This is a genomic window from Neobacillus niacini (assembly GCF_023715785.1).
GTDB classification, from domain to species: Bacteria; Bacillota; Bacilli; order Bacillales; family Cytobacillaceae; genus Neobacillus; species Neobacillus niacini_E.
Window position 1 is genome coordinate 214842 of sequence record NZ_JAMBOX010000008.1, and the last position, 22478, is coordinate 237319.

Annotated in this window: 22 protein-coding genes, 18 tRNA genes, 2 rRNA genes and 2 pseudogenes; 10 read left to right on the forward strand and 34 right to left on the reverse strand. The window is 41.4% G+C overall.

Annotated elements, in window-relative coordinates; all coding sequences use genetic code 11:
• Positions 1–3 precede the first annotated feature (3 nt).
• From M3234_RS15965 to M3234_RS16005, 9 genes and pseudogenes are all read right to left on the reverse strand, one after another.
• Entirely contained in the window at positions 4–2100 is a 2097-nt protein-coding gene (locus M3234_RS15965; protein ID WP_262305684.1) for a heavy metal translocating P-type ATPase, read from the reverse strand.
• Between the two features lie 4 nt (positions 2101–2104).
• Positions 2105–2629 (reverse strand): HMA2 domain-containing protein, encoded by a 525-nt coding sequence (locus tag M3234_RS15970; protein ID WP_262305714.1) that lies wholly within the window; start codon positions 2627–2629, stop codon positions 2105–2107.
• Between the two features lie 18 nt (positions 2630–2647).
• Positions 2648–2962: an HMA2 domain-containing protein gene (locus M3234_RS15975; protein ID WP_262305685.1), complete on the reverse strand. Its 315-nt coding sequence runs from the start codon at positions 2960–2962 to the stop codon at positions 2648–2650.
• Between the two features lie 169 nt (positions 2963–3131).
• Positions 3132–3239 (reverse strand): annotated as a pseudogene (locus tag M3234_RS15980) (DUF1456 family protein); the annotation flags it as partial.
• A 55-nt stretch (positions 3240–3294) separates the two neighbouring features.
• Complete coding sequence (locus M3234_RS15985; RefSeq protein WP_262305686.1) at positions 3295–4083, reverse strand: YibE/F family protein; 789 nt, start codon at positions 4081–4083, stop codon at positions 3295–3297.
• Positions 4080–5210 carry a YibE/F family protein gene (locus M3234_RS15990; RefSeq protein WP_262305687.1) on the reverse strand — a complete coding sequence of 377 codons (1131 nt, stop codon included), beginning with the start codon at positions 5208–5210 and terminating at the stop codon, positions 4080–4082. The genes M3234_RS15985 and M3234_RS15990 overlap by 4 nt, the downstream gene beginning before the upstream one ends.
• A 336-nt stretch (positions 5211–5546) precedes the next feature.
• Positions 5547–5855 carry a hypothetical protein gene (locus M3234_RS15995; RefSeq protein WP_262305688.1) on the reverse strand — a complete coding sequence of 103 codons (309 nt, stop codon included), beginning with the start codon at positions 5853–5855 and terminating at the stop codon, positions 5547–5549.
• Entirely contained in the window at positions 5840–6862 is a 1023-nt protein-coding gene (locus M3234_RS16000) for an anti-sigma factor (protein WP_262305689.1), read from the reverse strand. Before M3234_RS16000 ends, M3234_RS15995 begins: the two co-directional genes overlap by 16 nt.
• On the reverse strand, positions 6855–7346 hold the full coding sequence (locus M3234_RS16005) for a sigma-70 family RNA polymerase sigma factor (RefSeq protein WP_262305690.1): 492 nt from the start codon (positions 7344–7346) through the stop codon (positions 6855–6857). The genes M3234_RS16000 and M3234_RS16005 overlap by 8 nt, the downstream gene beginning before the upstream one ends.
• Before the next feature lie 404 nt (positions 7347–7750).
• Between M3234_RS16005 and M3234_RS16010 the strand changes: the two genes are divergently transcribed.
• Positions 7751–8014, forward strand: a complete 264-nt coding sequence (locus M3234_RS16010; RefSeq protein ID WP_262305691.1) for a hypothetical protein — start codon at positions 7751–7753, stop codon at positions 8012–8014.
• 467 nt (positions 8015–8481) lie between these two features.
• Here the strand turns inward: M3234_RS16010 and M3234_RS16015 are convergent, their stop codons facing one another.
• Positions 8482–8754: a DUF4190 domain-containing protein gene (locus M3234_RS16015; RefSeq protein ID WP_262305692.1), complete on the reverse strand. Its 273-nt coding sequence runs from the start codon at positions 8752–8754 to the stop codon at positions 8482–8484.
• A gap of 117 nt (positions 8755–8871) precedes the next feature.
• Here M3234_RS16015 and M3234_RS16020 point away from each other — a divergent pair, with 117 nt between their 5' ends.
• Both M3234_RS16020 and M3234_RS16025 read left to right on the forward strand, forming a co-directional pair.
• Positions 8872–10068: a DUF4085 domain-containing protein gene (locus M3234_RS16020; RefSeq protein ID WP_262305693.1), complete on the forward strand. Its 1197-nt coding sequence runs from the start codon at positions 8872–8874 to the stop codon at positions 10066–10068.
• A gap of 87 nt (positions 10069–10155) precedes the next feature.
• Positions 10156–10407 (forward strand): gamma-glutamyl-gamma-aminobutyrate hydrolase family protein, encoded by a 252-nt coding sequence (locus M3234_RS16025; protein ID WP_262305694.1) that lies wholly within the window; start codon positions 10156–10158, stop codon positions 10405–10407.
• Positions 10408–10618: 211 nt separating this feature from the next.
• Here M3234_RS16025 and M3234_RS16030 read toward each other — a convergent pair whose 3' ends face one another.
• Complete coding sequence (locus M3234_RS16030) at positions 10619–11524, reverse strand: ABC transporter ATP-binding protein (protein ID WP_262305695.1); 906 nt, start codon at positions 11522–11524, stop codon at positions 10619–10621.
• Positions 11524–12213, reverse strand: a complete 690-nt coding sequence (locus M3234_RS16035; RefSeq protein ID WP_262305696.1) for an ABC transporter permease — start codon at positions 12211–12213, stop codon at positions 11524–11526. The genes M3234_RS16030 and M3234_RS16035 overlap by 1 nt, the downstream gene beginning before the upstream one ends.
• 165 nt (positions 12214–12378) lie before the next feature.
• Here M3234_RS16035 and M3234_RS16040 point away from each other — a divergent pair, with 165 nt between their 5' ends.
• Both M3234_RS16040 and M3234_RS16045 read left to right on the forward strand, forming a co-directional pair.
• The gene (locus tag M3234_RS16040; protein WP_262305697.1) at positions 12379–13086 is read left to right on the forward strand and encodes a response regulator transcription factor; all 708 of its coding nucleotides are present in this window, start codon (positions 12379–12381) and stop codon (positions 13084–13086) included.
• The gene (locus M3234_RS16045; RefSeq protein ID WP_262305698.1) at positions 13083–14813 is read left to right on the forward strand and encodes a sensor histidine kinase; all 1731 of its coding nucleotides are present in this window, start codon (positions 13083–13085) and stop codon (positions 14811–14813) included. Before M3234_RS16040 ends, M3234_RS16045 begins: the two co-directional genes overlap by 4 nt.
• 213 nt (positions 14814–15026) lie before the next feature.
• On the opposite strand, the gene M3234_RS16050 is transcribed toward M3234_RS16045, so the two are convergent.
• On the reverse strand, positions 15027–15971 hold the full coding sequence (locus M3234_RS16050) for a serine hydrolase domain-containing protein (RefSeq protein WP_262305699.1): 945 nt from the start codon (positions 15969–15971) through the stop codon (positions 15027–15029).
• Between the two features lie 131 nt (positions 15972–16102).
• On the opposite strand from M3234_RS16050, the pseudogene M3234_RS16055 reads away from it, so the two are divergent.
• The 3 genes and pseudogenes from M3234_RS16055 to M3234_RS16065 all read left to right on the forward strand — a co-directional run.
• Positions 16103–16642, forward strand: a pseudogene (locus M3234_RS16055) (response regulator transcription factor); the annotation flags it as partial.
• 424 nt (positions 16643–17066) lie between these two features.
• A complete protein-coding gene (locus tag M3234_RS16060) occupies positions 17067–17573 on the forward strand; it encodes a hypothetical protein (RefSeq protein WP_262305700.1) in 507 nt (168 codons plus the stop codon).
• A gap of 18 nt (positions 17574–17591) precedes the next feature.
• A complete protein-coding gene (locus M3234_RS16065; protein ID WP_262305701.1) occupies positions 17592–18245 on the forward strand; it encodes a DUF3995 domain-containing protein in 654 nt (217 codons plus the stop codon).
• 105 nt (positions 18246–18350) lie between these two features.
• Here the strand turns inward: M3234_RS16065 and M3234_RS16070 are convergent, their stop codons facing one another.
• Positions 18351–18923, reverse strand: coding sequence for a helix-turn-helix domain-containing protein (locus tag M3234_RS16070; protein WP_262305702.1), 573 nt, complete (start codon positions 18921–18923; stop codon positions 18351–18353).
• Positions 18924–19447: 524 nt separating this feature from the next.
• On the opposite strand from M3234_RS16070, the gene M3234_RS29700 reads away from it, so the two are divergent.
• A complete protein-coding gene (locus M3234_RS29700; protein ID WP_396953960.1) occupies positions 19448–19564 on the forward strand; it encodes a hypothetical protein in 117 nt (38 codons plus the stop codon).
• Between the two features lie 32 nt (positions 19565–19596).
• Positions 19597–19884: a tyrosine-type recombinase/integrase gene (locus tag M3234_RS29705; protein WP_396953957.1), complete on the forward strand. Its 288-nt coding sequence runs from the start codon at positions 19597–19599 to the stop codon at positions 19882–19884.
• On the opposite strand, the gene M3234_RS16075 is transcribed toward M3234_RS29705, so the two are convergent.
• The 20 genes from M3234_RS16075 to M3234_RS16170 form a co-directional block, all read right to left on the reverse strand.
• Positions 19885–19958, reverse strand: a tRNA-Ile gene (locus M3234_RS16075). It lies immediately after the preceding gene.
• 288 nt (positions 19959–20246) lie between these two features.
• Positions 20247–20328, reverse strand: a tRNA-Leu gene (locus M3234_RS16080).
• Between the two features lie 9 nt (positions 20329–20337).
• Positions 20338–20412 (reverse strand) — tRNA-Cys (locus M3234_RS16085).
• 11 nt (positions 20413–20423) lie between these two features.
• Positions 20424–20498, reverse strand: a tRNA-Gln gene (locus M3234_RS16090).
• A gap of 7 nt (positions 20499–20505) precedes the next feature.
• Positions 20506–20581: transfer RNA gene (locus M3234_RS16095), tRNA-His, on the reverse strand.
• 12 nt (positions 20582–20593) lie between these two features.
• A tRNA-Phe gene (locus M3234_RS16100) sits at positions 20594–20669 on the reverse strand.
• A gap of 49 nt (positions 20670–20718) precedes the next feature.
• Positions 20719–20792, reverse strand: a tRNA-Asp gene (locus M3234_RS16105).
• A gap of 3 nt (positions 20793–20795) precedes the next feature.
• Positions 20796–20869, reverse strand: a tRNA-Met gene (locus tag M3234_RS16110).
• Positions 20870–21038: 169 nt separating this feature from the next.
• Positions 21039–21131 (reverse strand) — tRNA-Ser (locus tag M3234_RS16115).
• A gap of 19 nt (positions 21132–21150) precedes the next feature.
• Positions 21151–21227 (reverse strand) — tRNA-Met (locus M3234_RS16120).
• 18 nt (positions 21228–21245) lie between these two features.
• Positions 21246–21321, reverse strand: a tRNA-Ala gene (locus tag M3234_RS16125).
• A 25-nt stretch (positions 21322–21346) separates the two neighbouring features.
• A tRNA-Pro gene (locus tag M3234_RS16130) sits at positions 21347–21423 on the reverse strand.
• Between the two features lie 9 nt (positions 21424–21432).
• Positions 21433–21509: transfer RNA gene (locus M3234_RS16135), tRNA-Arg, on the reverse strand.
• A gap of 16 nt (positions 21510–21525) precedes the next feature.
• Positions 21526–21600, reverse strand: a tRNA-Gly gene (locus M3234_RS16140).
• Between the two features lie 10 nt (positions 21601–21610).
• A tRNA-Leu gene (locus M3234_RS16145) sits at positions 21611–21695 on the reverse strand.
• Between the two features lie 9 nt (positions 21696–21704).
• Positions 21705–21780 (reverse strand) — tRNA-Lys (locus M3234_RS16150).
• Positions 21781–21945: 165 nt separating this feature from the next.
• A tRNA-Val gene (locus M3234_RS16155) sits at positions 21946–22021 on the reverse strand.
• Between the two features lie 8 nt (positions 22022–22029).
• Positions 22030–22104: transfer RNA gene (locus M3234_RS16160), tRNA-Glu, on the reverse strand.
• A 42-nt stretch (positions 22105–22146) separates the two neighbouring features.
• A 5S ribosomal RNA gene (rrf, locus tag M3234_RS16165) occupies positions 22147–22263 on the reverse strand.
• A gap of 88 nt (positions 22264–22351) precedes the next feature.
• Positions 22352–22478: ribosomal RNA gene (locus M3234_RS16170) — 23S ribosomal RNA — on the reverse strand; the annotation flags it as partial.

Here is a 22478-nt window from a genome sequence, read left to right on the forward strand (position 1 = left end):
TTGCTAATTCCCTCCCCATAAAATTCTTGCACTATTGAGTACCACACCAATCGTTGCTGTGTTATGAATCGCTGCACATACAATAGGTGAAATGATACCGAATGCTCCTAATAAAATCGCACCTCCATTAATTAAAAAAGTAGCAAAGAAATTCTGTTTAATAATATTCATGGTTTTCTTTGATAATCCCACTAATTGTGGCAGGACTTCTGGATTATCGGAAGTAATGATAATATCACTTGCTTCACAAGCAATATCTGTCCTTTTACCTCCCATCGTGACGCCTATGTTCGCATGTGCTAAAGCAGGAGCATCATTAATTCCATCTCCTACCATCATAACTGTACTATTCCGTCTATATTGTTTAACAAACTTCGCTTTATCTTCTGGCAAGGTTTCTGCATGGTACCAATTGAGCCTTAGGCGCTTAGCCATCTCCCTTGCCACGTTTCTTTTATCTCCCGTTAACATTATGATGTCTTGAATGCCTTGAAGACGTAAATCCTCCACTGCTCGATGCATACCAGAACGTATTCGATCAAAGATACTGATGATCCCAATAAGCGTTTTGTCATAGGCAACATAAATAAAGTTCTCATCTTTATGTTCCGATTCAAGATAATTGACCATCTTAATCTTTAATTCTTTCATAAATCGGAGACTGCCGACCACAATTTGTTTCCCATGCAGGAAGGTCGAAATCCCTTTGCCAATTACCATATCTAACCCCGCACTTTCATCTCGTGCAGGAATATCAACTTTCCACTCTTTTGCTTGGTTGATAATTGCATCGGCAATAGGATGGGAAGAATTTTTTTCTGCAATGGCTGCTAATCGAATGACATCTTCTTGTTCAAAACCGTCCAATGGGATTACTTGTTGTACAATGGGTGCTCCTTCTGTGATCGTCCCAGTTTTATCTAAAATAACCGTTTCTAAATGAGACATATCTTCAATGTAATTACTCCCTTTTACGATTGCACCTTGTTTTGCTGCTTTGCCTATTGCCGCATATAGGGCAGTAGCAGTTGAAAGCTTTATTCCACATATAAAGTCTATGACCAGCATGTTCATTGCCCGATTCATATCTCTTGTTAATAAAAGGGTGAGAAATGCAAGCCCAAAGGAAACAGGAACCATTTTTTCTGATAGTGAATTTGCAATGTTTTGGATAGGAGCTTGTTTTTCTTGCGCTTCTTCCAGAAGTTGAATGATTCGTGATAGAGCCGTATCTTCTCCGACTTTTTCCACAAGAATAGTAAGCTGGCCATGCTGTAAGATACTTCCGGCATAAACTTGTTGTCCTTCAAACTTTTCCTTCGGCATGTATTCCCCTGTGAGGGAAGATTCATCTACGGTTCCCTGCCCCTTAGATACAGTCCCATCAACAGGTATTTTCTCACCTGTATAGACAATAATGCTATCTTCTTGCCGAACCTGACTCAGTTCTACCTTTTCCTCAATCCCTTGTTCGTTTACTTTCCATGCAAAGTTTATATCTAGGTCCATTATAGAATGAATGTACTCCTTGGTTTTTTCTGAGGTGTATTCTGTCAGCCATTCACTAATCGTGGACATAATGGTAATGACAAGGGCAGACCCAGGGTTTTTGGTATAGATAGACGCAAAAATAGAAGTTGCTGTTAAGGTGTTTGCGTTTGCTTTCCTTGCTTTCATTAGGTTAAGGAACCCATCCTTAATTACGTCAATCGATGTTAAAATAGATATGATATTCGCAGACCAGATTGATACCGTTTTTACTATTAGTGGAAACGAACTTTTTTGGATGTACCAGTTTGCTAGAAACATAGCTGTACAAGCTGCAACAGGCACAAGCTTTCTCCAGCTAGAAAGGCAAACTCGAACTTGTTCTTTTTCCTTCTGCAAGATTAATTGCTGAAGATACTTTTGAAGAGTCGTAACAGATAAGGTAGTGTGGTGATAGACAAGTACGCTTTTTGTAAGATGATTGTATGTAGCTGAATATACTTGTGGAAGTAATCTAATGAAATATTCAATCAATGCAGGTTTCATTGAACTAGTTAAATGAAATCGGGTTCGACCTGGTAAGGAGTGAACCACGCTCACCGCACTATACATGTGATTAACCTCTTTCTTTTTGTTTAATGATGCTATACGCCCAATAAAATAAACTGGCTGAGAAAGCAGGAGTGTTACTAAAAGCATGAATTCCTTTTCCTAATAAAAACAATACAAATAAGCTATCGAAATCTGCAAAGCCATTTGTTTGCCTTTTAATTCCAGTATCGACGATCCCAAGGGTTTTCTGCATCCCTCTCATTAAAGCTGCATCTGCATTCAGAAGGGCATCTGATGCAGTTTGGACAATAAACTGCAGTAAATCATCTAATTCTTGTTGACTAATATGGGGAACCACGAAATGCAGTGTAAGACTTCCTGTTATCGCTGAAGCTTGGGAGGATAAGACTAAAGGACTTTTAACAATTTGATTACTTAGAGCCTTAGCCACTATTTCGTTTTTCCAGCTGTCACTTTGAAGCCGTAACCTTCCAGGCATGGCATGCAACACTTTCACCTTTTGGTCCCGAAACTGAGACATTATTTTTGGAGCTACTAAGGATGCTCCTAATCCAATAATGGTGGACATCAAGTTTAAAATCACTCCTTACTGCAAAAATTCTGTTGTGTATACTTGCTCAAGTATCTGAAACCAGGATTCCAGTTCATGATTTTCTGTTACGTGGTTGGCATCATACGTAATCACAACACTTCCGGTAATCTCTGTGAAGTTTACTGAAAACACGAAAGGCTGTGTGTTTAATTCATCTATTATTCTTTCAATCAGATCGCCGTTCTTTATCCATCGGGAAGATTGAAGACGAATTCGTCCAGGAACAAAATGAACCATTTTAATATCATATTTCTTAAGTTTTTTTTCTATATTTTTAACAAAGATCATTTCTGTAATTTTTCCCAACATTTTCCACGACTCCATTGTTTTTTAAATCATAACAAAAAAGTTGCATTAAGGCAATATTAACTGTAAAAATATTTACAATATTATAATCATTGGAATTTTAATAGGAATTTACCAATTTTTTTAATTATATAAGCGTTTTACGTTCTATCATATTCATCTAACTTATTCATTCTGGTACCGTTACATCCACGCCGCCCAGTTTAAAGATCTCTGCCATTTCTTTATTTTTTAAATCCAATGCGTATCTCAATTTAGTTAAAATATCGTTATTATCCATAAATGACCTTTATTGTAAAACTTCCGATTGTTCTCTAAAAGGCCGTCACCATAGATCATGTTCGATTTTCGCTTTTAAGTATTTTCTCACCGCGTTTGCTTTTGAAAAAGTATGCGGTGATCCATGCGGTTATCGGGATAATAAGGGCAACCCCAATCCCCGCGCAAAGTATGGTAATGATTTCAGAACTGAAAATTTTTGAATTGATGATTTCGCCAAATGAATAGGTTAAATCTTTAAATAGGATAAGCAATGCCAAGTAGGATCCAAAGAAGGCAAAGAATAACGTATTGGCACTTGTTCCTAATATATCCCGCCCGATACTTATGCCAAAGGTAAATAGATCTTTCCTGCTAATGTCTGGATGATGGTGTAAGGCTTCTCGCATGGGAGAGGAAATTGCCATGGCCGTATCGGTAATTGCTCCAATCGTACTCATAATAATCACAGAAGCTGCGATCTTGACAAAATCTACCCCTATCTCAAGGGAAAACATCCCAAGTTCTTCTAATTCTTCTATACCAAACCCCTGAATCATCGCCTTTTCGGTCATCATCACGATAAAAAGTAGCAAAATGACGATTGTCATGATACTCGAAACGAAGGCAGGGATGGTTTTGCTATTCACTTCGTTGATATAAAAAAGATTGATACAGCTTATAAAGGTAGAGGCAATCAAAGTAAAGATGATTGGGTCCGCCTTTGGTATCGTCAAAATTAGAATCGTAATAAGGAGCACGATAAAGTTGAAGAACAAAGCAAAAAAGGACCGTGCCCCGTTTTTTCCGCCAATAAGAATCATCAAAATCAATAAAATGGTTCCCAGCCACATTAATACATTCATGATTTTACCCCCTTTCGATTAATGAAAAATATAGAAATGTAGAGACCAAGCGGAATTGTTAGGACGATTCCAATCCCACCCGCCATGGCCCGCGCCAATTCCAATGAAAGGTTCATAGAAAGGGTAAACATTAATGGCGAATTATTTTTAAAATACAAAAGAAGCATGGGAATAGAGCCACTAATATAGGCAAAGAATAATATATTTGTCATAGTCCCCATGATATCTTTTCCTATTTCCAACCCTGACGCTTTTAGCGCCTTGACTGATATGTTGTTATTTTTTTCATATAATCCAAAAATAGAAGATGACATGGTAATGGCTACATCCATGACTGCACCTAACGATCCGATAAATAGGCCGGCCATAAACACCACCTTATAAGGACGTGTAATAAATTGCATTTCTTCATAGCGAAGTCCTTTCTCTGCAGTCAACTGCATGACAAAATAAGTAATCAACAGCGAGAGAAAGGTTCCTAGCAGAGTGGCAATTATGGCCGCATAGGTTTTTTCATTCCTTCCATTGACAAGTAACAAAGAGATGACAGTAAATAAAATTACACTTACCGCGCAGATCCATAGCAGGCTGGTGCCGGATGTTTTCAGATAAATATCTAATGCATAAGAGAGGATAAGGGCATTTACTGCCAAACTGATAATCGATAGTAACCCTTGTTTACTGCCAACGATGAGTAAAATGAAGATAAAAATCCAGGCAACTATGATCACGTACTTATCACGCTTTACATCCTGAATGGATCCTGTTAGCGTAGTCGTATCTTGTGGGCTATCGTTAATGTAGACAAATAATTCGGTGCCCGGATAATATTTTTGGTCAAAGATTCCGGAAGCTGTATACTCGTTCTTTAACTCGATTAGCTGCCCTTTTTCTTCGCCATTTTTGATTTCGGCGACAATTTGCTGGGAATAAAGCCGGTCCTTATTTCCGTGCATATCCGTTGTTTCCGATGAATCCTTGAGCTTCGTTTCAATGACCTTAGCTATCGGGCGCTCATAGAACGAATAATTGTAATGAACAAACAAAACCGAGCTGACAAAACAAAGAGCAATGAAGATGTAAAAAACTAACTGTCTGTGACTCATTTTCTTAATAAAAGACAACATGTACAAAAATCCTCCAACCCTCTGAATGAAACCCATTGTAACATATTGGCCCTAACCATTAGCAATCATTCACAATGAATAATATAATATTGCCTTTTTTTGATTACTCTCAGAAAAAAAATGACCTATTCAATGTTTTAATAAATCATTTTTTATCTGATTACTTTTGATCTAGCGTATCGACACGAGTGATGGGGTTCATTTTTTCAAAAAATAATTTATTGCCTTACTTAAGAGTATAGTTAATGACAAGGTAAACCATGGGGACATTCTGCTGGCTCATCGCAGTACCAGAAAAGAGCCACAAGAACCGTCCCTGTGGTATCACCTGTGGTATCAAGGCTTCGGATTAATCCCCACCCAGGATATTCCGATCATTAAAAAGGTAAATATTAAGAGAAACAAGCTAATCCCAATCCCCCAAAGGGCATATAGTCGCGATCTTTTCGATGTAATAAGCCCAAGGAGCCCAAGGAAAAACCCAACAATCGGCAGCTGGACTAGGAACAGTTCCGGAAAATCATCGATATCAATCAATAAGGCAATATTGACCCCCGCTAGCGCGATCAGAGCGATTAGGAAGGAGAGGAACCCCGATATGGTCGGCAGTTTTCTTTTGTTCTTATTGTTCATTTCCAGTTCCATAGCTTCACTTCCCCCACCTTCATGACTCTGATTAGATCATTACCTTTCAGTTTTCTTAATTCTGTAGTTGGTCCGGTGACAACCGCTCCATAGATTTGGACCCCATGTTTCTCAATGTACGGAATTCTTTTTTGTAATGCTAAAGATTTTGCACGCGATATTTTCTCCGCCGTTTTCTCATCCTTGGCCAGGAACTTTAATATATCTAAAAATACTTCCTCATTTGTCTTTTCCCTTCCATTAAACGGTGACCACGTGGTGGTATCGATCTGAAGCGGAAAGCCGATGGGCGCAACCACATATTCCGCTTCATATAAGTTCTTATCCTCAAGCCCCGTATCAACGGCCCCCCATCTTACCTCAACATCGTCCCCAAGCTGTTTTTCAAGCTCCTGTGGTTTCATTATTTGACTCAAGGAAAGATAAATCTCCCCCACCGTCCCATCCGGCAGGTGATCAAGAATATCCCAGTCCGAATCTACATTTTCGTATGTCCCGTCTGGATGATACAGCCTGTCTGTCTCCATGGTTCCTATTACGGGAAGCGGCCTCTCCAGCTTCATATCCCGCTCTGGAAAATTGGGCTGATCGAGCGCAAACCCTACCGAGTACTTCCCCGCTTGATAATCCTCTTTCCCAATCCGCTTAAACACATCAAAATAAAGATCCATCGTAAAAAAGCCGATATCCTCTTCTAACTCCATCTCTTCTAAACTCATGTTCGGTTCCGTGACATAAATGGTTTTTGAGGCAAGCTCAATGAGATGGTTTGCTTTTCCGCCAATTGCGTAATACAAATAGCTGCTTAAGGTAAGCACTGGCACAATTAATAGTAAAACGGCCAGGCTAATCATGATGTTTGTTCTTAGCGCTTGATTTCTTCCCGCTTTCAAGAGCCTTTTTTGGCCTTTTTCCGGTACCTTGTGGCTTTCTTCATAGTCTTGCATCGATTCAGTTAAAAAAGATTGATAAAGTTCCTCATCGTTTTGATTTTGCTCTTTATCCATCCTGCCTCCTCCTTTCCTTGACCCTTTCAATTACCTTTTTTCTTCCCCTTACTAAATGGCTCTTCAGTGTATTCAAATTTATTTGCAGAATTTCAGCGGCTTCTTTTAAGCTCAACCGATGCAAGTCGCAAAGAACGAGTGCATGCATTTCGGTTTCCTTCAATGAATGAAGATCGTTCATGAGTGCCGCAAAGCCTTCCTTCTCTAAAAGGTCGATTTCTGGAGTTCTCACGCTGATTCGGGTATGTACTTCTTCAGTAATGACCAGCCGTTTATGTTTTCTTACAAAATCGATAAAGGTATGGTAGGCCACTTTAAACAACCAGGGTTTAATCTGGCGAATATCCTTCTCAGACAACTGAAGATATGCCCGGTAAAATGTCTCCTGAACTAAATCCTCCGCCGTATGGTGATTTTTTGAAAGGGAAAATAAGTATCGATATAGATCATCTACATATGCTTCAAACGCCTCATCTAAATCCACCACTTTCCCCCCTTCAACCTATCCACGAATTAAGCATACAGAAAGTTGCAAAATAAGAAAAATTATATTTCTGTTTTCTAATAAAGAAGTATTAGCATCAAGCAAGAAGGGGGCAGCATTCAATTGCAAATAAAAAAGCACATTTTGTGCTCGGATTGTTAAGAAAGTATATGTTTCTCGGCTCCGGAGAATTTTCATGAGTTCGGTCGTTTACAGCCGTTCTTATCGACTTTGACCGGAGAATTTTCAGGAGTTCGGTCGTTTACAGCTGTTCTTATCGACCTTGGCGGGGGGATTTTCAGGAGTTCGGTCGTTTACAGCCGTTCTTATCGACCTTGGCGGAGGGATTTTCATCAGCTCGGTCGTTTATAGCCGTTCTTATCGACCTTGACTGGGGGATTTTCATGAGTTCGGTCGTTTACAGCTGTTCTTATCGACCTTGGCGGAGGGATTTTCATGAGTTCGGTCGTTTACAGCCGTTCTTATCGACTTTGACCGGAGAATTTTCAGGAGTTCGGTCGTTTACAGCCGTTCTTATCGACTTTGACCGGAGAATTTTCAGGAGTTCGGTCGTTTACAGCCGTTCTTATCGACCTAGACGGGGGGATTTTCATGAGTTCGGTCGTTTACAGCCGTTCTTATCGACCTTGGCGGGGGGATTTTCATGAGTTCGGTCGTTTACAGCCGTTCTTATCGACCTTGACTGGGGGATTTTCATGAGTTCGGTCGTTTACAGCTGTTCTTATCGACCTTGACTGGGGGATTTTCATGAGTTCGGTCGTTTACAGCTGTTCTTATCGACCTTGGCGGGGGGATTTTCATGAGCTCGGTCGTTTACAGCCGTTCTTATCGACCTAGACGGGGGGATTTTCATGAGTTCGGTCGTTTACAGCCGTTCTTATCGACCTAGACGGGGGGATTTTCATGAGTTCGGTCGTTTATAGCCGTTCTTATCGACCGAGAGGACGCTATTTTTAAGAGTCCGGTCGTTTACAATCGCTCGATCGACCGACACAGAGGACTTTCAAAATTTAGGTATCACTAAACTCTTACAAATAATAGGCTACCGAAAGGTTTTTCGACAGCCTAACACATTTTTATGCCCTTTTTTAGCCATTAATTTTAACCGTCAGCTTTAGTTGGTAAAATAACTAGATACAGAGAAATAGGCAACATAACCCAGTACCATTAAAAGTTGAATGATGAGTCCAACAATACTACAAATTAAACCTGCGGTGGCTAATCCTCTACCATTTTCATTTGTGTTGTTCATTTGTTTTACAGCTATTCTTGAAAAGACAATTCCAATAATGCCTAATATTAAACCGATAAACGGAATAAATAACGATAAAATCCCGACTGTTAAGGAAATTACTGAACTATTGTTTGTTTGATTTTTTTCAGACATTCTCCATCCCCCTCTGGACAATTTTACCATTAATATTAAGCGGCGACATAAAATCTATGACTTAAATAACAAAAATCTATAGTATACTACCTTTACCAACTACTTCGAGGTGTTGTTATGTGGAGTATAACAAGTGCTGCAAAGGAAAAGTTTAGAAAATGCCATCTTCTGCCGATTCATGAATCCGATGAAGACTGGGAACGTTCTTTACAAGAGGCCGAGGAGGAAGGGGAAGACCTGATTGGCCGCTTAAAAGTGGAGCTTGAAGAAGTGAAACAGGAATTGGTTCAAGTGTTGCCAAGCCACTTCATTCCGTATGTAGAAAATGGAACATTAAATCAACCGACGTTGCCAAAAAATGTACGTGAAGATTATTTGCGATGGATTAGTAAATGTACCAAGGAATTCGAGCAGGTTTTAGATGTTGCCTTAGAACATACAAAACAGGCTGTCACCTTTCTTCCTCCAGCGGTTCAAGATGTCTTTATGGAAAGCTTGCATGATGCAACTATTGAGCGAATTGTTCGAGATGATGACACTCTACACCTTTACGTTAATACCGATGGCGGATTTTCAACAAAGTCACTGATTCATTTTATGTTTGAAGGAGTCACATCTGAAGAAACGGACACCCCCATCAAGATTGGGCAATGGTTTATTTATGACGAGCTGCAAAAAACGGCTGATGGATTTACGTTCCGTGTATTATTTGAATGTCCGGAGGCCGAATGGACCATTAATGCGAAGCATATCGATGCCGAATATTTTTACCGTCCCAAACCATATACGAAATTAAGGGATGAAGAAATGCTCGAGGAGACATCGCTGGCTGAATATGCAGCGATGTTAAATCGTGAAAATCGTTATTGGTTCATTACCCCGGATGTCGAGTGTGTGATTACATCGTTATCGGAAAAGATCGCAATCGAAAATGGTTCGATTGAATTGGGACAAACTGAGTTTGTAGTGACGCTCGGGAACGACCGTTACTCTTATCCTCTAGACCAATACAATCCTATTCAGTTTATTTATACAGATGTTTATGAGGATCCGTATGCCCATTTCAATGAACCTGTACCGGTAGACGAACTCGAAGCTGCCGCCTTAGGTGATGATTTGGAATTACAAGCTCGCGCATGGAATACGATGTATGCCTATCCCAGTGAGCTAAAAGACATCATCAATACAGTTTTAGGGAAAATCGAAATGACAGACGAAAATGAAATGATGCTTAGTGTGTTGGTAAGTCATTTTTATACTGAAGGGATTTTGACAGAACCGATGATCAATAAGTTTCGGACGGTAATGGATTAGCCGTATATAGCATTGGTATCCCAGCAAAAAGCATTTAAAGTTTTTTATAGAATAGTAAGTAAATAGACTATTGAGAGGAATCCTACCATGAAACCAATTATTGGCGTAACCGCATCACTTGGTGAAGGAAGAGTATCCGTGGACAATGATGTGCTAAAATCCGTGCTTTTAGCTGGAGGCATCCCTTATATCATTCCTTATAGTGATGATTTGTCCGTTATGGATGAGATTGTTCAGCATCTAGATGGGTTGTTATTGAGCGGAGGAGTCGATATTGACCCTACCTTTTTTGGCGAAGAACCCATTCCTAATTCGGGGGAAATTATGCCTGGTATTTAAATATTTGTAACTCAAAAGTTCTTTAATTAAACGAGAGCCTGTTACGACTCGAACTGTAAGATTCATTCAGCGGGCCTGACACTAAACGATTCTCTAAGTCTAGAATCAGGTCCCCTCAACCCTTTATTATTTCATCTCTAAAAAATAACTCCTCTTAAAATATTACCACAAAAATCCAAATCATAATTTCAATTTTAGATTCCCATTGAACCTATTCTTCCAGGAATATATCCTCAAGCGTTGGTTCTTTCACTTCAACTCGAAGCACGTCTGCCCTGCACTGCTGAATCGCCCGAATGATTTCAGCAATCTTCTTCTCATCTTCCACGGTGATGGTTACATAGGGAGCCTTCATTTCCAGATCTGTTCCTGCTGACTCCAGCCACTGCTGCAGCTTGATCTGTTCCGATACGGGTATCGGGGAATGTTTGATTTTGACCTTAATGGTGGAACGATGGAAGGATCTAAGTTCCTCCATGTTGCCGATGCTTGCAATCTTTCCTTCTTTCATAATGGCAATTCTTGTACAAAGTTTCTCTACTTCCGCCAGATTGTGGGAGGTCATGAAGATAGTCTTCCCTCTTGCTTGCAGCCAGGTAATCAGCTTATGGATACGAAGCACGGATTCTGCATCCAAACCGGAAGTGGGCTCATCCAGGAAAATAAGTTCAGGATCATGGATGATGGCTAGTGCAATCCCCAGTTTCTTTTTCATCCCAAATGAGAATTTAGCCGCTTTTTTCCGGGCATGCTCTTCCAAGCCAACTAATGTGAGAACCTCCCTACACCATTCCTTTCCTGCAGGTTTTCCCGACAAAGCGGATAGAAATTTTAAATGCTCCAAGGCGGTTAAAGACCCATATAACGTGGAGTAATCAGGCATCACTCCTATCCGTTCTTTTACATCATCATTTGGACCATTTACACCTAACAGTGCGTATGTTCCAGAACTTGGCTGAATAATGCCGGTTAGCATGTTAATAAATGTCGATTTTCCCGCTCCGTTCCGACCCAAGAAACCAAAGATTTCCCCTTTTTCGACGATAAGATCGATTCCTTTTACGATTGGCACCGCTCCATACGATTTCGTCAACTGCTTTGTTTCAATCGCAATCATCAGCATTCCCTCCTGTTAAAAATTAGATTGGCGATCACGAGCATGATCCCAGCTAAAATAAAAATCACCAAAAAGGTATAGTCTTCTCGCTCTAAATAATAAAAGGGGGTCATAAATTTCATCCAACTCACCCAAACATTCTTCGTAAACACAACCCAAAATCCAAAAATCGGAAAGATGAGTCCAACCACAATTCCTAAAAACATCGTAAATCCAGGCTTAGAAATCAGCACCGAAAGCAGGATGGTCAAGCAGATTTGATAGGTTACTAAACTCAAGACCTGAGAAAAAATGAAAAAATCAATTCTTTCGGCAAATATACTGATAAGAATGAAGGAAATAGCCAGACAGCTGAACCAAAACAGCCAAATTCCGAAAAACTTTCCAAACAAGATCGAAGTTCTTGATGTTCTTGTGACTAAAAATCGCATCGTCCGTTCATGTATCTCCCGGTTCATAGTATCATGAGAAAGTCCTGCTACAAATAATTGCCCTAGGAGTAAAATAAGCCCCAAAAGACCAACCGTGTGAATATTTTCAGCTTCCTTTGCGGAAAGTTCAATTCCAGACATTAACACATTGGCGAACTTGGCTGAATAATAAGAGGTTAGGAGTAAAATCACAATAACGATGAACGATTTAACTCCTTTAAATAAACTTAAAAATTCCCGTTTCCCCATTACATACATACTCTTATTCCCCTTTCTGGTTTCATTCTACATGAACTATTTACCATTATTATAGTTTTCCTTTCTTAAGCCACTGAAAATTCCACCTTAATTCTTCCTTAATTCCTAAACTTTTGACGACTGAATGATATGATAAAAATAGATGAACGAGAATGGGAGATTGTTATGAGTGAGCCACAATTATTAATTGTCGACGATGAAAAAGCGATTTTACATATGTTAACAACCATTTTAAAGAAAGAGGGGTTCAGCCTTATTGATACCGCAGGAACAGCTGAGGATGCACTTGCCCTATGTCAGACAAAACGATATGACCTCATCCTTTTGGATGTGATGCTTCCAAACCGCAGCGGTTTCGACATTTGCCCGCTTATTAGGGAAACGACCGACGCTCCTATATTCTTTCTTACAGCAAGGACCACCGATTTTGATAAACTATCGGGCTTTGCCTTAGGTGCAGACGATTATATTACCAAACCCTTTAATCCTCTGGAGGTCGTCGCTAGAATCAAAGCACATTTACGCCGTCACACCGGAAAAGCCATAAATGCTTCTAAAACGTTGTTCCAATATGGGCCCCTCCATGTAAACACACTCTCAGGGGAAGTAACCGTAAAAGGAAGTTCAGTAGAATTACCGGCTCAAGTCTATCAGCTTCTGCTGTTCTTCTGTAAACACCCTAATCAACTATTTAGTAAAAGCCAGCTTTATGAAAAAGTATGGGGCGAGGAATTTCTGGGTGAGGATAATACCGTTATGGTTCATATTCGAAAGCTTCGCGAGAAAATCGAGGACAATCCTAGTAAACCGCGTTACATTACTACTATAAGAGGCTTGGGCTATAAATTTGTACCCGATGGGGACCAGCGATGAACATCCATAAACGTTTTGTCGTACAGTTTTTCATTCAATTAATCATTGTTTTTATCCTATTTTTCACTCTATTACTCTCGATTTGGGCAATCATCGGCTTTACAATCATGAATGATGAGGTTACCCAGGATCTTTCCAAGGCAGATGAGTCTTTTTTTTCTAACAGGGTTACAGTCAATGGAAATAAGGCGACGTTTGATGATGAATTAAAGCAGCTGACAGCAAATCAAAAGGGCTGGCTCCTTGTCCTAACAAAAACAGGTGAGGTCATTGGGTCATACAATGCTCCTGACCATGAACCTGCCCATTTTACAAAAAGCGAATTGGCTGCATTACTACTGCAGGATTCCTCTGACTCTATCAAATATACCCATTGGCTGTTAGAAGAAACGAAATCGCAGCCGTACCTGCTGTTATTCGGAAAAAAGAAGACCGAAACCAGGTTATTAAACGCAGTAAAGAAAGATGTCGATTGGAAAAATCAGCGGATCCAGCTTACCGATGCCACACTTCAGCAAATGAAGACAGAAAAAGGTTGGGCGCGGTTGATAGATGGGGCGGGAAAAGTAGTTGACCAATACGGTACAGATAGGGGACATGTAACTTACCAGCTGCAGGATCTTCACCAATTAGCAATGGAGGAACACGAGTCCATTGCCGCTTACTTTGATGCAGAGTCAAAACAGACCATCATGGTGGGTATCCAAGATTTACGTTCATCCCCAAATCCTGAAGTAAGCTTGGTTAAAACGATGAGCAGGGGTTTCGTTGTCATTTCTGTCGTCTTATTTTTGCTATTATTGATGGGTACCTTCTGGTATGCACGTAAATTCGGAGTTCCATTACTTACGATGATGCAATGGATCCAAAATCTTGGCAATGGTTTATTTGAACAGCCGCACGATCTCCATCAGCAGCCCATGATGTTAAATAAAAAAGGAAAACTAAAAAGGCCGTATCGTTTGTACAAGGATCTTATTGCAACCCTTTCACAATTAACAGAGACGCTAAAACAAAATGAGGACGATAGAAGGAAAATGGCGCAAACGCGGGAAGAATGGATCAGCGGTCTCTCCCATGACTTAAAAACGCCGCTTTCCTCCATTTCCGGGTATGCACAAATGCTTGAAGCAAAGGACTATTCCTGGACAGAATCGGAGACAAGAGAATTCGCCGGAATCATATCAGAAAAATCAACGTACATGATGAATTTACTTGAAGATTTAACCTTAACCTATCGCCTAAAAAATCAGGCTTTGCCAATCGCCAAAGAACGGATCGATATGAACGAATTCATCCGCCGAACGGTCATCCATTTTATCAATGATCCAACAAACAATGAGAAGGAATTCCTTTTCCAGCCGGAAAATCGACCGATGTTTGCGTCAGTCGACCCAAAATGGTTTCAAAGGATTATCGATAACGTATTGGCAAATGCCGTTAAGTACAATCCTCCCGGTACAACCATTACAGTATCGGTTTCATCGATTGAACATCATCTAACAATAATTACGATTGAGGATGATGGCATAGGAATGGACAATGATACACTCAATAAACTCTTCCATCGCTACTACCGCGGCACCAATACCAGCGACTCCGGCAGCGGAACCGGACTTGGAATGGCCATCACGAAACAACTGGTTCACCTCCATGGAGGATCAATCAATGTAAAGAGTGTGCCACAAAAAGGCACAACGGTTCGAATGATTCTTCCCCTGGTGTGATAACTGTATCGAATCGCCGAATTCATTAAAAAGAGCGCATTTCCTCTTGCCGGAAATGCGCCCGATTGATGAATTTCTTGACCTTTGGTTAGCGGCATTTCATCTCCAAAAGATCCACTGCAAACGGTGTTTCTTTTTGATGAAACAAGGGACAGTTCTTCTGGCTCTTCGGATGCAGAAAAGTATCATGAGAACCGCCCCTGCGGTTACTTTTTATAGTGCTCCATAAATAACGTTCCGCAGCCTTGGCTGATGAATACCTTCAAAGTTCGGAAACATTTGCTGCATGTAGACGGCAGATAAATTTTCTTTCACATCGACCATAAGCCATGTACCCGCCAAACCCATCCAGCCAAATTCACCTAACGAGCTATTGCTTCCCCCGGTGGTTGGATCGATCAATGTGCGAACTCCGAGCCCATATCCATAACCTTTCAGCGCATCCCAGTTATAATACGTTAAAAGTTCTGGTGATAGATGGTTGGTAGACATGAGCTCGATCGTCTTCCGCCCTAAAATGCGCACACCATCCATCTCTCCCCCATTTGCCAGCATATGTCCGAATCGGCTATAATCCTCAAGTGTAGACAGAAGTCCGCCACCGCCGCTTTCAATAAGAGTACCGGGCTGGTAGCGGGCATCCATGCTCGTATTTTTGATTAATTGGCCTGCGTCGTTGCGGTCGTATAAGCTGCAAAGCCGGTGTTTCTTTTCTTCAGGAATCTTGAAAAAAGTATCCTCCATTCCCAGCGGGCCAAAGATTTCATCCTTTAAAAATTGACCGAAGCTTTTACCGGACAACACCTCAATCAATGCTCCGAGAACATCATGGCTAAATCCGTAATGCCAGCGGGTTCCCGGGTCAAATGCAAGTGGAATGGAAGCAAGCATTTGGGACAATTTCCGTACGTTCCAGTCCGGGCTTTCAGATTCTGCCGCTATCTTTTGGGCCACTTGGCGTTCTGTTTCAAAGAGGTTTCCTCCGTATGTCAGTCCCGATGTCATCATAAATAAGTCTTTAATCGTAATAGACCTTGTCGCAGGCACGATTACAGTTTCGCCATTTTTGCCAGTCTGATAGACTTGAGGATTTTTAAACTCCGGCAAATACGCTTCAAGCGGGTCATTTAACAAAAACAGGCCCCGCTCATATAACATTAATGTCCAATCTCTTCCACTCCCCTTTTTTTGAAGCGTTTTCACTATTCATTATAGTATAATCTGGGACTTTCTGAATCATCTAATAAAAAAGCTATCAGGTGATGATGCGCCATTATATGGATGGTATCGACCTCGTCATCCTTGACATCATGCTTCCTGGATTGGATGGATTCTCTATCGGCCAGCGGGTTAAGAAAGAATACCCAGAGACACCGATTCTTCTGCTTTCTGCTAGAACCTCTATTGACGATAAACTGCAGGGCCTTCATTTTGCTGACGATTATGTGACGAAGCCATTTCATCCTGAGGAATTGGCGGCACGTGTCGAAGTGCTGTTAAGACGGTTTGGCAAGATTTCACTTCCGCTCATTCAACTATCACATCTCAGCATTTATTTAGACCAGAACCGCATTGTCGATACATGATCGAATCATGAAATCATTCTAACGGCAAAGCAATTTCAAATTTTCACGTATTTGCTTCGTCATCCGAATCAAATTCTGACTAAAGAACAAATTTACGAAGCGGTGTGGGAAAATCCCTATATAGCTGGAGATAAAACGTTAATGGTCCATATTCGCCATTTATGAGAAAAAATCGAGGAAAATTCGAGCCAGCCGCAAATTATTGAAACCATCCTGGGAATCGGATATCGAGTGAAGCAATGAAATTTCGACATTCTCTGTTGGCGAGATATTTATTGATCATAATGGTAGCCCTAATCTTATAACCGATTGTTTTACCTGCCTATTTGATACCGTCCTATCTTCTGGACAAGGATCTGCAACAGCAAGCTCAGTATAGACCACAATATACGGCTTTTTCGCGGTGGTTTGTTATTGCCTATTCATGGGGGTTTTCACTTGCACTGCTCCTGTTTATTCCGGATACAAGGTTAATTGCCGCTATGGCTTACGCCTTTTTATTTAAATTCGGCTTTAACTGGCAAATGTTGAATCAAATCATTTGTATTATTGGCGCACTTTTTTGGATAAGGGCCGCTGTTGTTTACCAAAGAAAAACGCGTCATGCCTGTGAATATTGTGGGCGAACTGATAACGGTGAAACACCTTTATTAATTCGTTGGGGGAGATGGTTGACTATAATTGCAGTGTTTGCCCCTATTCCTTATGCCTTGATACGTTTCTCATGGGCACTCGATATTCTCCTTTAGGGGTTGACCCGCAATTCCTTAGGGATTTCTCGAGCGCCAATCCGATGGCGCGCACTACGGAATGGATTTTTGGATCTCTATGTATAATCGGAGGAATCCTTACCCTTGGTTTGATTCAAAAATGGGGTGAAGTTTTCCCCCGCTGTTTCCCGTTTATTGGTGGAAAAGGAGTCCCCATCATGCTTGCCGTGATTCCCGCTTCGATTGTTGCCATAGCTGTAACCGCAGCAGGTTTTGTCTTTACATTTGGCATCTTGGCCGCGGTATTTCATCTCGTGCCAATAGACAATATTTTACTCAGTCAGGGCTGGGGTGCGATGGGACCGATGATTTTTTGGATGCCATGGGGAGTGGCTCTTGGGCTAGCTGCGATCGCGTACTATTATCGGCGGCGTGGCCGATGTACCAATTGTGGAATAGGATAAAAAGGAGGAGTGTTGAACATGAATGAAAAAACAAACCATGTGGAAGCCCAAGTGGAAAGGTTAACTGCCTTTGAACAATGGGCGAAGAAAGCGGTATGGCCAGCTTACCTCGGATGCTTTTGGGCAGTGATGTATGCCGTTTTCGTCCGATTTTATCAAGCTGCAGGTGGAACATTAGGTCTTCCGGGGCAGCTCGAGGATCTTAAAATGACGTACATGGCAAGTTACATCGCGGGCGTCTTAATCATGACCTGTGGGTTCATTTTAATCGCCCTTGTCAAGCCATGGGGTAGAGTCGTCCCGACATGGGTGCCGTTCATTGGGGGGAAAAACATCCACCGTCTCATCATCTTAATCCCTACCCTTTTTTGTACTGCTTATTTAATGGCACATGGAATCAGCGGGATGATTACAAAAGCCTTTCATCTGGCAGGTGTGATTACCCTTCATTTCAATGGCTGGGTTTCACTCGATGTTCACAGCCTGGTGTTATGGTCTCTTTTATTTTATGAGCCTTGGTTTCTGACCATGGGCATTTTGTCTGGATTAACAGCTGCACATTACGCACTGGCTTCCGGCATTTCACTTTCTGCATTTAGACGAGGTCTGGCCATCTTTCTAAGTTTCGTTTCTCTGCTAACCATTTATTGTGTACTCTCTATCATTTTTTAACTCTCATAAAGGTTCGGGTGTTGGTGTGAAAAAAACAACTCTTCATATTAAACAATATGAAGAGTTCACCTTGTTGAAAAAACAGATAGGTTTTAGAGACATCTGTTAGAATGTGTATGTAGCTTTTTTGAAAAGGTTGTCGTCAATGATGCATTTCCTGCCATCAAATTTAACATTTAATTCTTTTGCCTCTATATAGGTTTTGGTGACTCGCACTAATAGCTCCTTATTTTGCAAATCAACAAGATAGTAAGAAGATAGGTCGTTAAATGAATCCGCGGCATGTAACACACCAGGTTGTACAATAAAATCAACAATTTCTTGTGCCAGATTTAACTTTTTTCTTCTTATTAAAGGATAAATGGCAAGTGCATTTTGATACTTTTCTTTCACCACTGCATCATACTTCGACCGGCATTTTCCACTTTTCTGATATTTTTCGATATCAATATCTTCCTTGATTACGATTGTCGAAGTGTTTTCCAAGTGATTAACTAATGAATCAATACTTACATCAAATAATTTTGCAAGGTATTGTAAATTATTTATATCAGGAATGCCTCTGTCATTTTCCCATTTTGTAACAGCCTGCCTTGATACACCAAGTTTATCCGCTAACTGCTCCTGTGACAATCCTGCTCTTGTCCGAAAATCTTTTATCTTTTCACCTAATGTCAATTCAATTCCTCCTTGCATTCTTTTCTATGAAAGTTATATCATTTCATTTCAATAAACCCAAGAAACTCCGGTTTACATCGATGATACTTTGCGTAGCACTAGTCTATATTATGGAAAAAAAGAAGAAGAGAAGAACGAAATCGCTACGCGATGGCTCTTAGAAAGCCCCCTTAGACTAAAAAAAGTATAAAAAAATGAAAAAGTATGTCTCTTATGGTATTGTTTAATCGCCAAACCAAACAATCCAAGAAAGAGCATACTTTTTCACATGAAGATTATATCACGCATTTTTTTAAAAATACACCTACATATTTTCCCTTTCCCCAACTGGGCTCCTCCTTCTGATGATTGGTTTAACTACCTATTATTTGATCATCAGGAGGGGACATCATGAAACAATATGAACAAAAAGTGGAGTTATACTTTGAACTTAAGGGCACTCCGGATTCCTCAAGGGAATCGTACTGGCGTAGAATGAATGCTTTTTAATGTATATGAAAGAACATAATAAATCGATTGAAGATATGACCTTAGAGGATGTCCAACAATACATCCTTTATCTCATAAAAGACAAGGGTCTTTCTTCAGGAACGATTAATAACTACATTTCAGCTATAGGTTCTTCTATACTTTCGTTTTAGAAAAGGAATGGAATTCTATTAAGGTTCCTAGGATGAAAAGAGCCCAAAGTTTCCCTGTCATCCCAACTAAAGATAAAGTTCTCTTACTATTACATTCAACCAATAACTTAAAACACAAAGCACTTCTGGCCTTGATATACGGCAGTGGACTTCGGGTAAGCGAAGTAGCCAAATTAAGAATCTCCGATATTGATAGTAAAAGCATGCGTGTTCGTGTCCAAAATGCCAAACACAATACAAATCGATATACCATTCTATCAGAGAACAGCCGATTGCTCTACCACTGGGCTACAGCGGAACAATATATATCCTTTAAATGATGGGCCTAAATGGACTTGAACCATCGACCTCACGCTTATCAGGCGTGCGCTCTAACCAGCTGAGCTATAGGCCCATAATATTTTATTTGGCTCTGTTATTATTCATTGTTGACATTCGTAGAGGTATGAGAATTCATAGACGGAGAATTTCCTGTTAATGTGTATAGAGGAAGCTTAAAAAGCAAATATAAGCGGAGATATTCGCTCTAAACAAGACAAAATACTTAGATTTGGATAATATAAACGGAAAAACTCCCCTTATTTTCAAGTAAATATAGGTATTTCCCAATTTAGCCGGAATTTTTCCGATTATTTTTTAAACATAGCGAAATTAAAATTCGATTATACTTAAAAAAAAACGATACCGGTGGTCGGGGTCGAACCGACACTCCAGAAGGAACACGATTTTGAGTCGTGCGCGTCTGCCAATTCCGCCACACCGGCAAAATAATATGGAGGCGGCAACCGGATTCGAACCGGTGGATAAAGGTTTTGCAGACCTTGGCCTTACCACTTGGCTATGCCGCCATTTTAAAAAATGGCTGGGCTAGCAGGATTCGAACCTACGAATGACGGAGTCAAAGTCCGTTGCCTTACCGCTTGGCTATAGCCCAATGATAATGGGGCGGCTGATGGGAATCGAACCCACGAATGTCGGAACCACAATCCGATGCGTTAACCACTTCGCCACAACCGCCAAAACAATAAATGGTGGCTCAGGACGGAATCGAACCGCCGACACATGGATTTTCAGTCCATTGCTCTACCGACTGAGCTACTGAGCCACACCAAAATCTATATAAACAGCAGGTTACCCCTACTGAGTAATTTTAACGGTCTGGACGGGACTCGAACCCGCGACCTCCTGCGTGACAGGCAGGCATTCTAACCAACTGAACTACCAGACCGTATTGCGGGGGCAGGATTTGAACCTGCGACCTTCGGGTTATGAGCCCGACGAGCTACCGGACTGCTCCACCCCGCGACAATAAAAAATATAAGGTTACGTCATGCTATATGCTAACGTAGGACTGTATCAATCTCAGTAAGCTTATTCAAGCAGCAGCTCGATTGATACAACTCGCAGAATATTCATCGAAGCAACGCTTGTTGCTCCACCCCGCGACAATAAGAAGGTATAAAAAATGTAAAGATGGCGGAGGAAGAGGGATTCGAACCCCCGCGCGGTTTAACCCGCCTGTCGGTTTTCAAGACCGATCCCTTCAGCCAGACTTGGGTATTCCTCCGGATTATCAATTTAAAAATTGGTAGCGGCGGAGGGGATCGAACCCCCGACCTTACGGGTATGAACCGTACGCTCTAGCCAGCTGAGCTACACCGCCATATATAGGATTGAGTTTTGGTGGAGCCTAGCGGGATCGAACCGCTGACCTCTTGCATGCCATGCAAGCGCTCTCCCAGCTGAGCTAAGGCCCCATGAAATTCACGGTAATGTTTCGAATGGTCGGGAAGACAGGATTCGAACCTGCGACCCCTTGGTCCCAAACCAAGTGCTCTACCAAGCTGAGCTACTTCCCGTAAAAATAATGGCGCGCCCGAAAGGAGTCGAACCCATAACCTTCTGATCCGTAGTCAGACGCTCTATCCAATTGAGCTACGGGCGCATTATTTAAGCACTTGTGGAGCGGAAGACGGGATTCGAACCCGCGACCCCCACCTTGGCAAGGTGGTGTTCTACCACTGAACTACTTCCGCATGAATGAAATGGTGCGGGTGAAGGGAGTCGAACCCCCACGCCTTGCGGCGCCAGATCCTAAGTCTGGTGCGTCTGCCAATTCCGCCACACCCGCATATTTAAATGGTGAGCCATGAAGGACTCGAACCTTCGACCCTCTGATTAAAAGTCAGATGCTCTACCGACTGAGCTAATGGCTCATATTGAGATGATTCCCTAATCTTTTATTCCGTCGTCAGATGTCCCCGCCTCAGCAAGCTTATTCAAGCAGCGGCTCGGCGTGTACAACTCGCAGCTAATTCATGGAAGCTTTGCTCGTTGCTCTACCGACTGAGCTAATGGCTCAAAACAAACAAAGATATAAATGGTGGAGGATGACGGGATCGAACCGCCGACCCTCTGCTTGTAAGGCAGATGCTCTCCCAGCTGAGCTAATCCTCCATTATGGTTGGTGACCCCTACGGGATTCGAACCCGTGTTACCGCCGTGAAAGGGCGGTGTCTTAACCGCTTGACCAAGGGGCCAACTATAAAGTTTGACAAAATAATAGCCCCAAAAGGGGCTCAGCCTGGCAACGTCCTACTCTCACAGGGGCTTTCGCCCCAACTACCATCGGCGCTGAGAAGCTTAACTTCCGTGTTCGGGATGGGAACGGGTGTGACCTTCTCGCCATTGTTACCAGACTATTTATTTTAAAGGGTTCATTCCCTCAAAACTAGATAATGCAGAAGAAGTAGTAAAAACGAGTTTCGCTTATTCATAAAATATGACTTGGTTAAGTCCTCGATCGATTAGTATCAGTCAGCTCCACATGTCGCCACGCTTCCACCTCTGACCTATCAACCTGATCATCTTTCAGGGATCTTACTAGCTTGATGCTATGGGAAATCTCATCTTG

Bases quoted from the DNA above. Each gene is read 5' to 3' on its own strand.
- M3234_RS16015 (WP_262305692.1), bottom strand. From the start codon at position 8,754: ATGTCTGAAAAAAATCAAACAAACAATAGTTCAGTAATTTCCTTAACA.
- M3234_RS16020 (WP_262305693.1), top strand. From the start codon at position 8,872: ATGTGGAGTATAACAAGTGCTGCAAAGGAAAAGTTTAGAAAATGCCAT.
- M3234_RS16035 (WP_262305696.1), bottom strand. From the start codon at position 12,213: ATGTATGTAATGGGGAAACGGGAATTTTTAAGTTTATTTAAAGGAGTT.
- M3234_RS16060 (WP_262305700.1), top strand. From the start codon at position 17,067: ATGGTTGACTATAATTGCAGTGTTTGCCCCTATTCCTTATGCCTTGAT.
- M3234_RS16010 (WP_262305691.1), top strand. From the start codon at position 7,751: ATGAGTTCGGTCGTTTACAGCTGTTCTTATCGACCTTGGCGGAGGGAT.
- M3234_RS16025 (WP_262305694.1), top strand. From the start codon at position 10,156: ATGAAACCAATTATTGGCGTAACCGCATCACTTGGTGAAGGAAGAGTA.
- M3234_RS16045 (WP_262305698.1), top strand. From the start codon at position 13,083: ATGAACATCCATAAACGTTTTGTCGTACAGTTTTTCATTCAATTAATC.
- M3234_RS15965 (WP_262305684.1), bottom strand. From the start codon at position 2,100: ATGTATAGTGCGGTGAGCGTGGTTCACTCCTTACCAGGTCGAACCCGA.
- M3234_RS15975 (WP_262305685.1), bottom strand. From the start codon at position 2,962: ATGTTGGGAAAAATTACAGAAATGATCTTTGTTAAAAATATAGAAAAA.
- M3234_RS15985 (WP_262305686.1), bottom strand. From the start codon at position 4,083: ATGAATGTATTAATGTGGCTGGGAACCATTTTATTGATTTTGATGATT.
- M3234_RS16050 (WP_262305699.1), bottom strand. From the start codon at position 15,971: ATGTTATATGAGCGGGGCCTGTTTTTGTTAAATGACCCGCTTGAAGCG.
- M3234_RS15970 (WP_262305714.1), bottom strand. From the start codon at position 2,629: ATGTCCACCATTATTGGATTAGGAGCATCCTTAGTAGCTCCAAAAATA.
- M3234_RS16040 (WP_262305697.1), top strand. From the start codon at position 12,379: ATGAGTGAGCCACAATTATTAATTGTCGACGATGAAAAAGCGATTTTA.
- M3234_RS15995 (WP_262305688.1), bottom strand. From the start codon at position 5,855: ATGGAACTGGAAATGAACAATAAGAACAAAAGAAAACTGCCGACCATA.
- M3234_RS15990 (WP_262305687.1), bottom strand. From the start codon at position 5,210: ATGTTGTCTTTTATTAAGAAAATGAGTCACAGACAGTTAGTTTTTTAC.
- M3234_RS16030 (WP_262305695.1), bottom strand. From the start codon at position 11,524: ATGATTGCGATTGAAACAAAGCAGTTGACGAAATCGTATGGAGCGGTG.
- M3234_RS29705 (WP_396953957.1), top strand. From the start codon at position 19,597: ATGAAAAGAGCCCAAAGTTTCCCTGTCATCCCAACTAAAGATAAAGTT.
- M3234_RS16000 (WP_262305689.1), bottom strand. From the start codon at position 6,862: ATGGATAAAGAGCAAAATCAAAACGATGAGGAACTTTATCAATCTTTT.
- M3234_RS29700 (WP_396953960.1), top strand. From the start codon at position 19,448: ATGACCTTAGAGGATGTCCAACAATACATCCTTTATCTCATAAAAGAC.
- M3234_RS16065 (WP_262305701.1), top strand. From the start codon at position 17,592: ATGAATGAAAAAACAAACCATGTGGAAGCCCAAGTGGAAAGGTTAACT.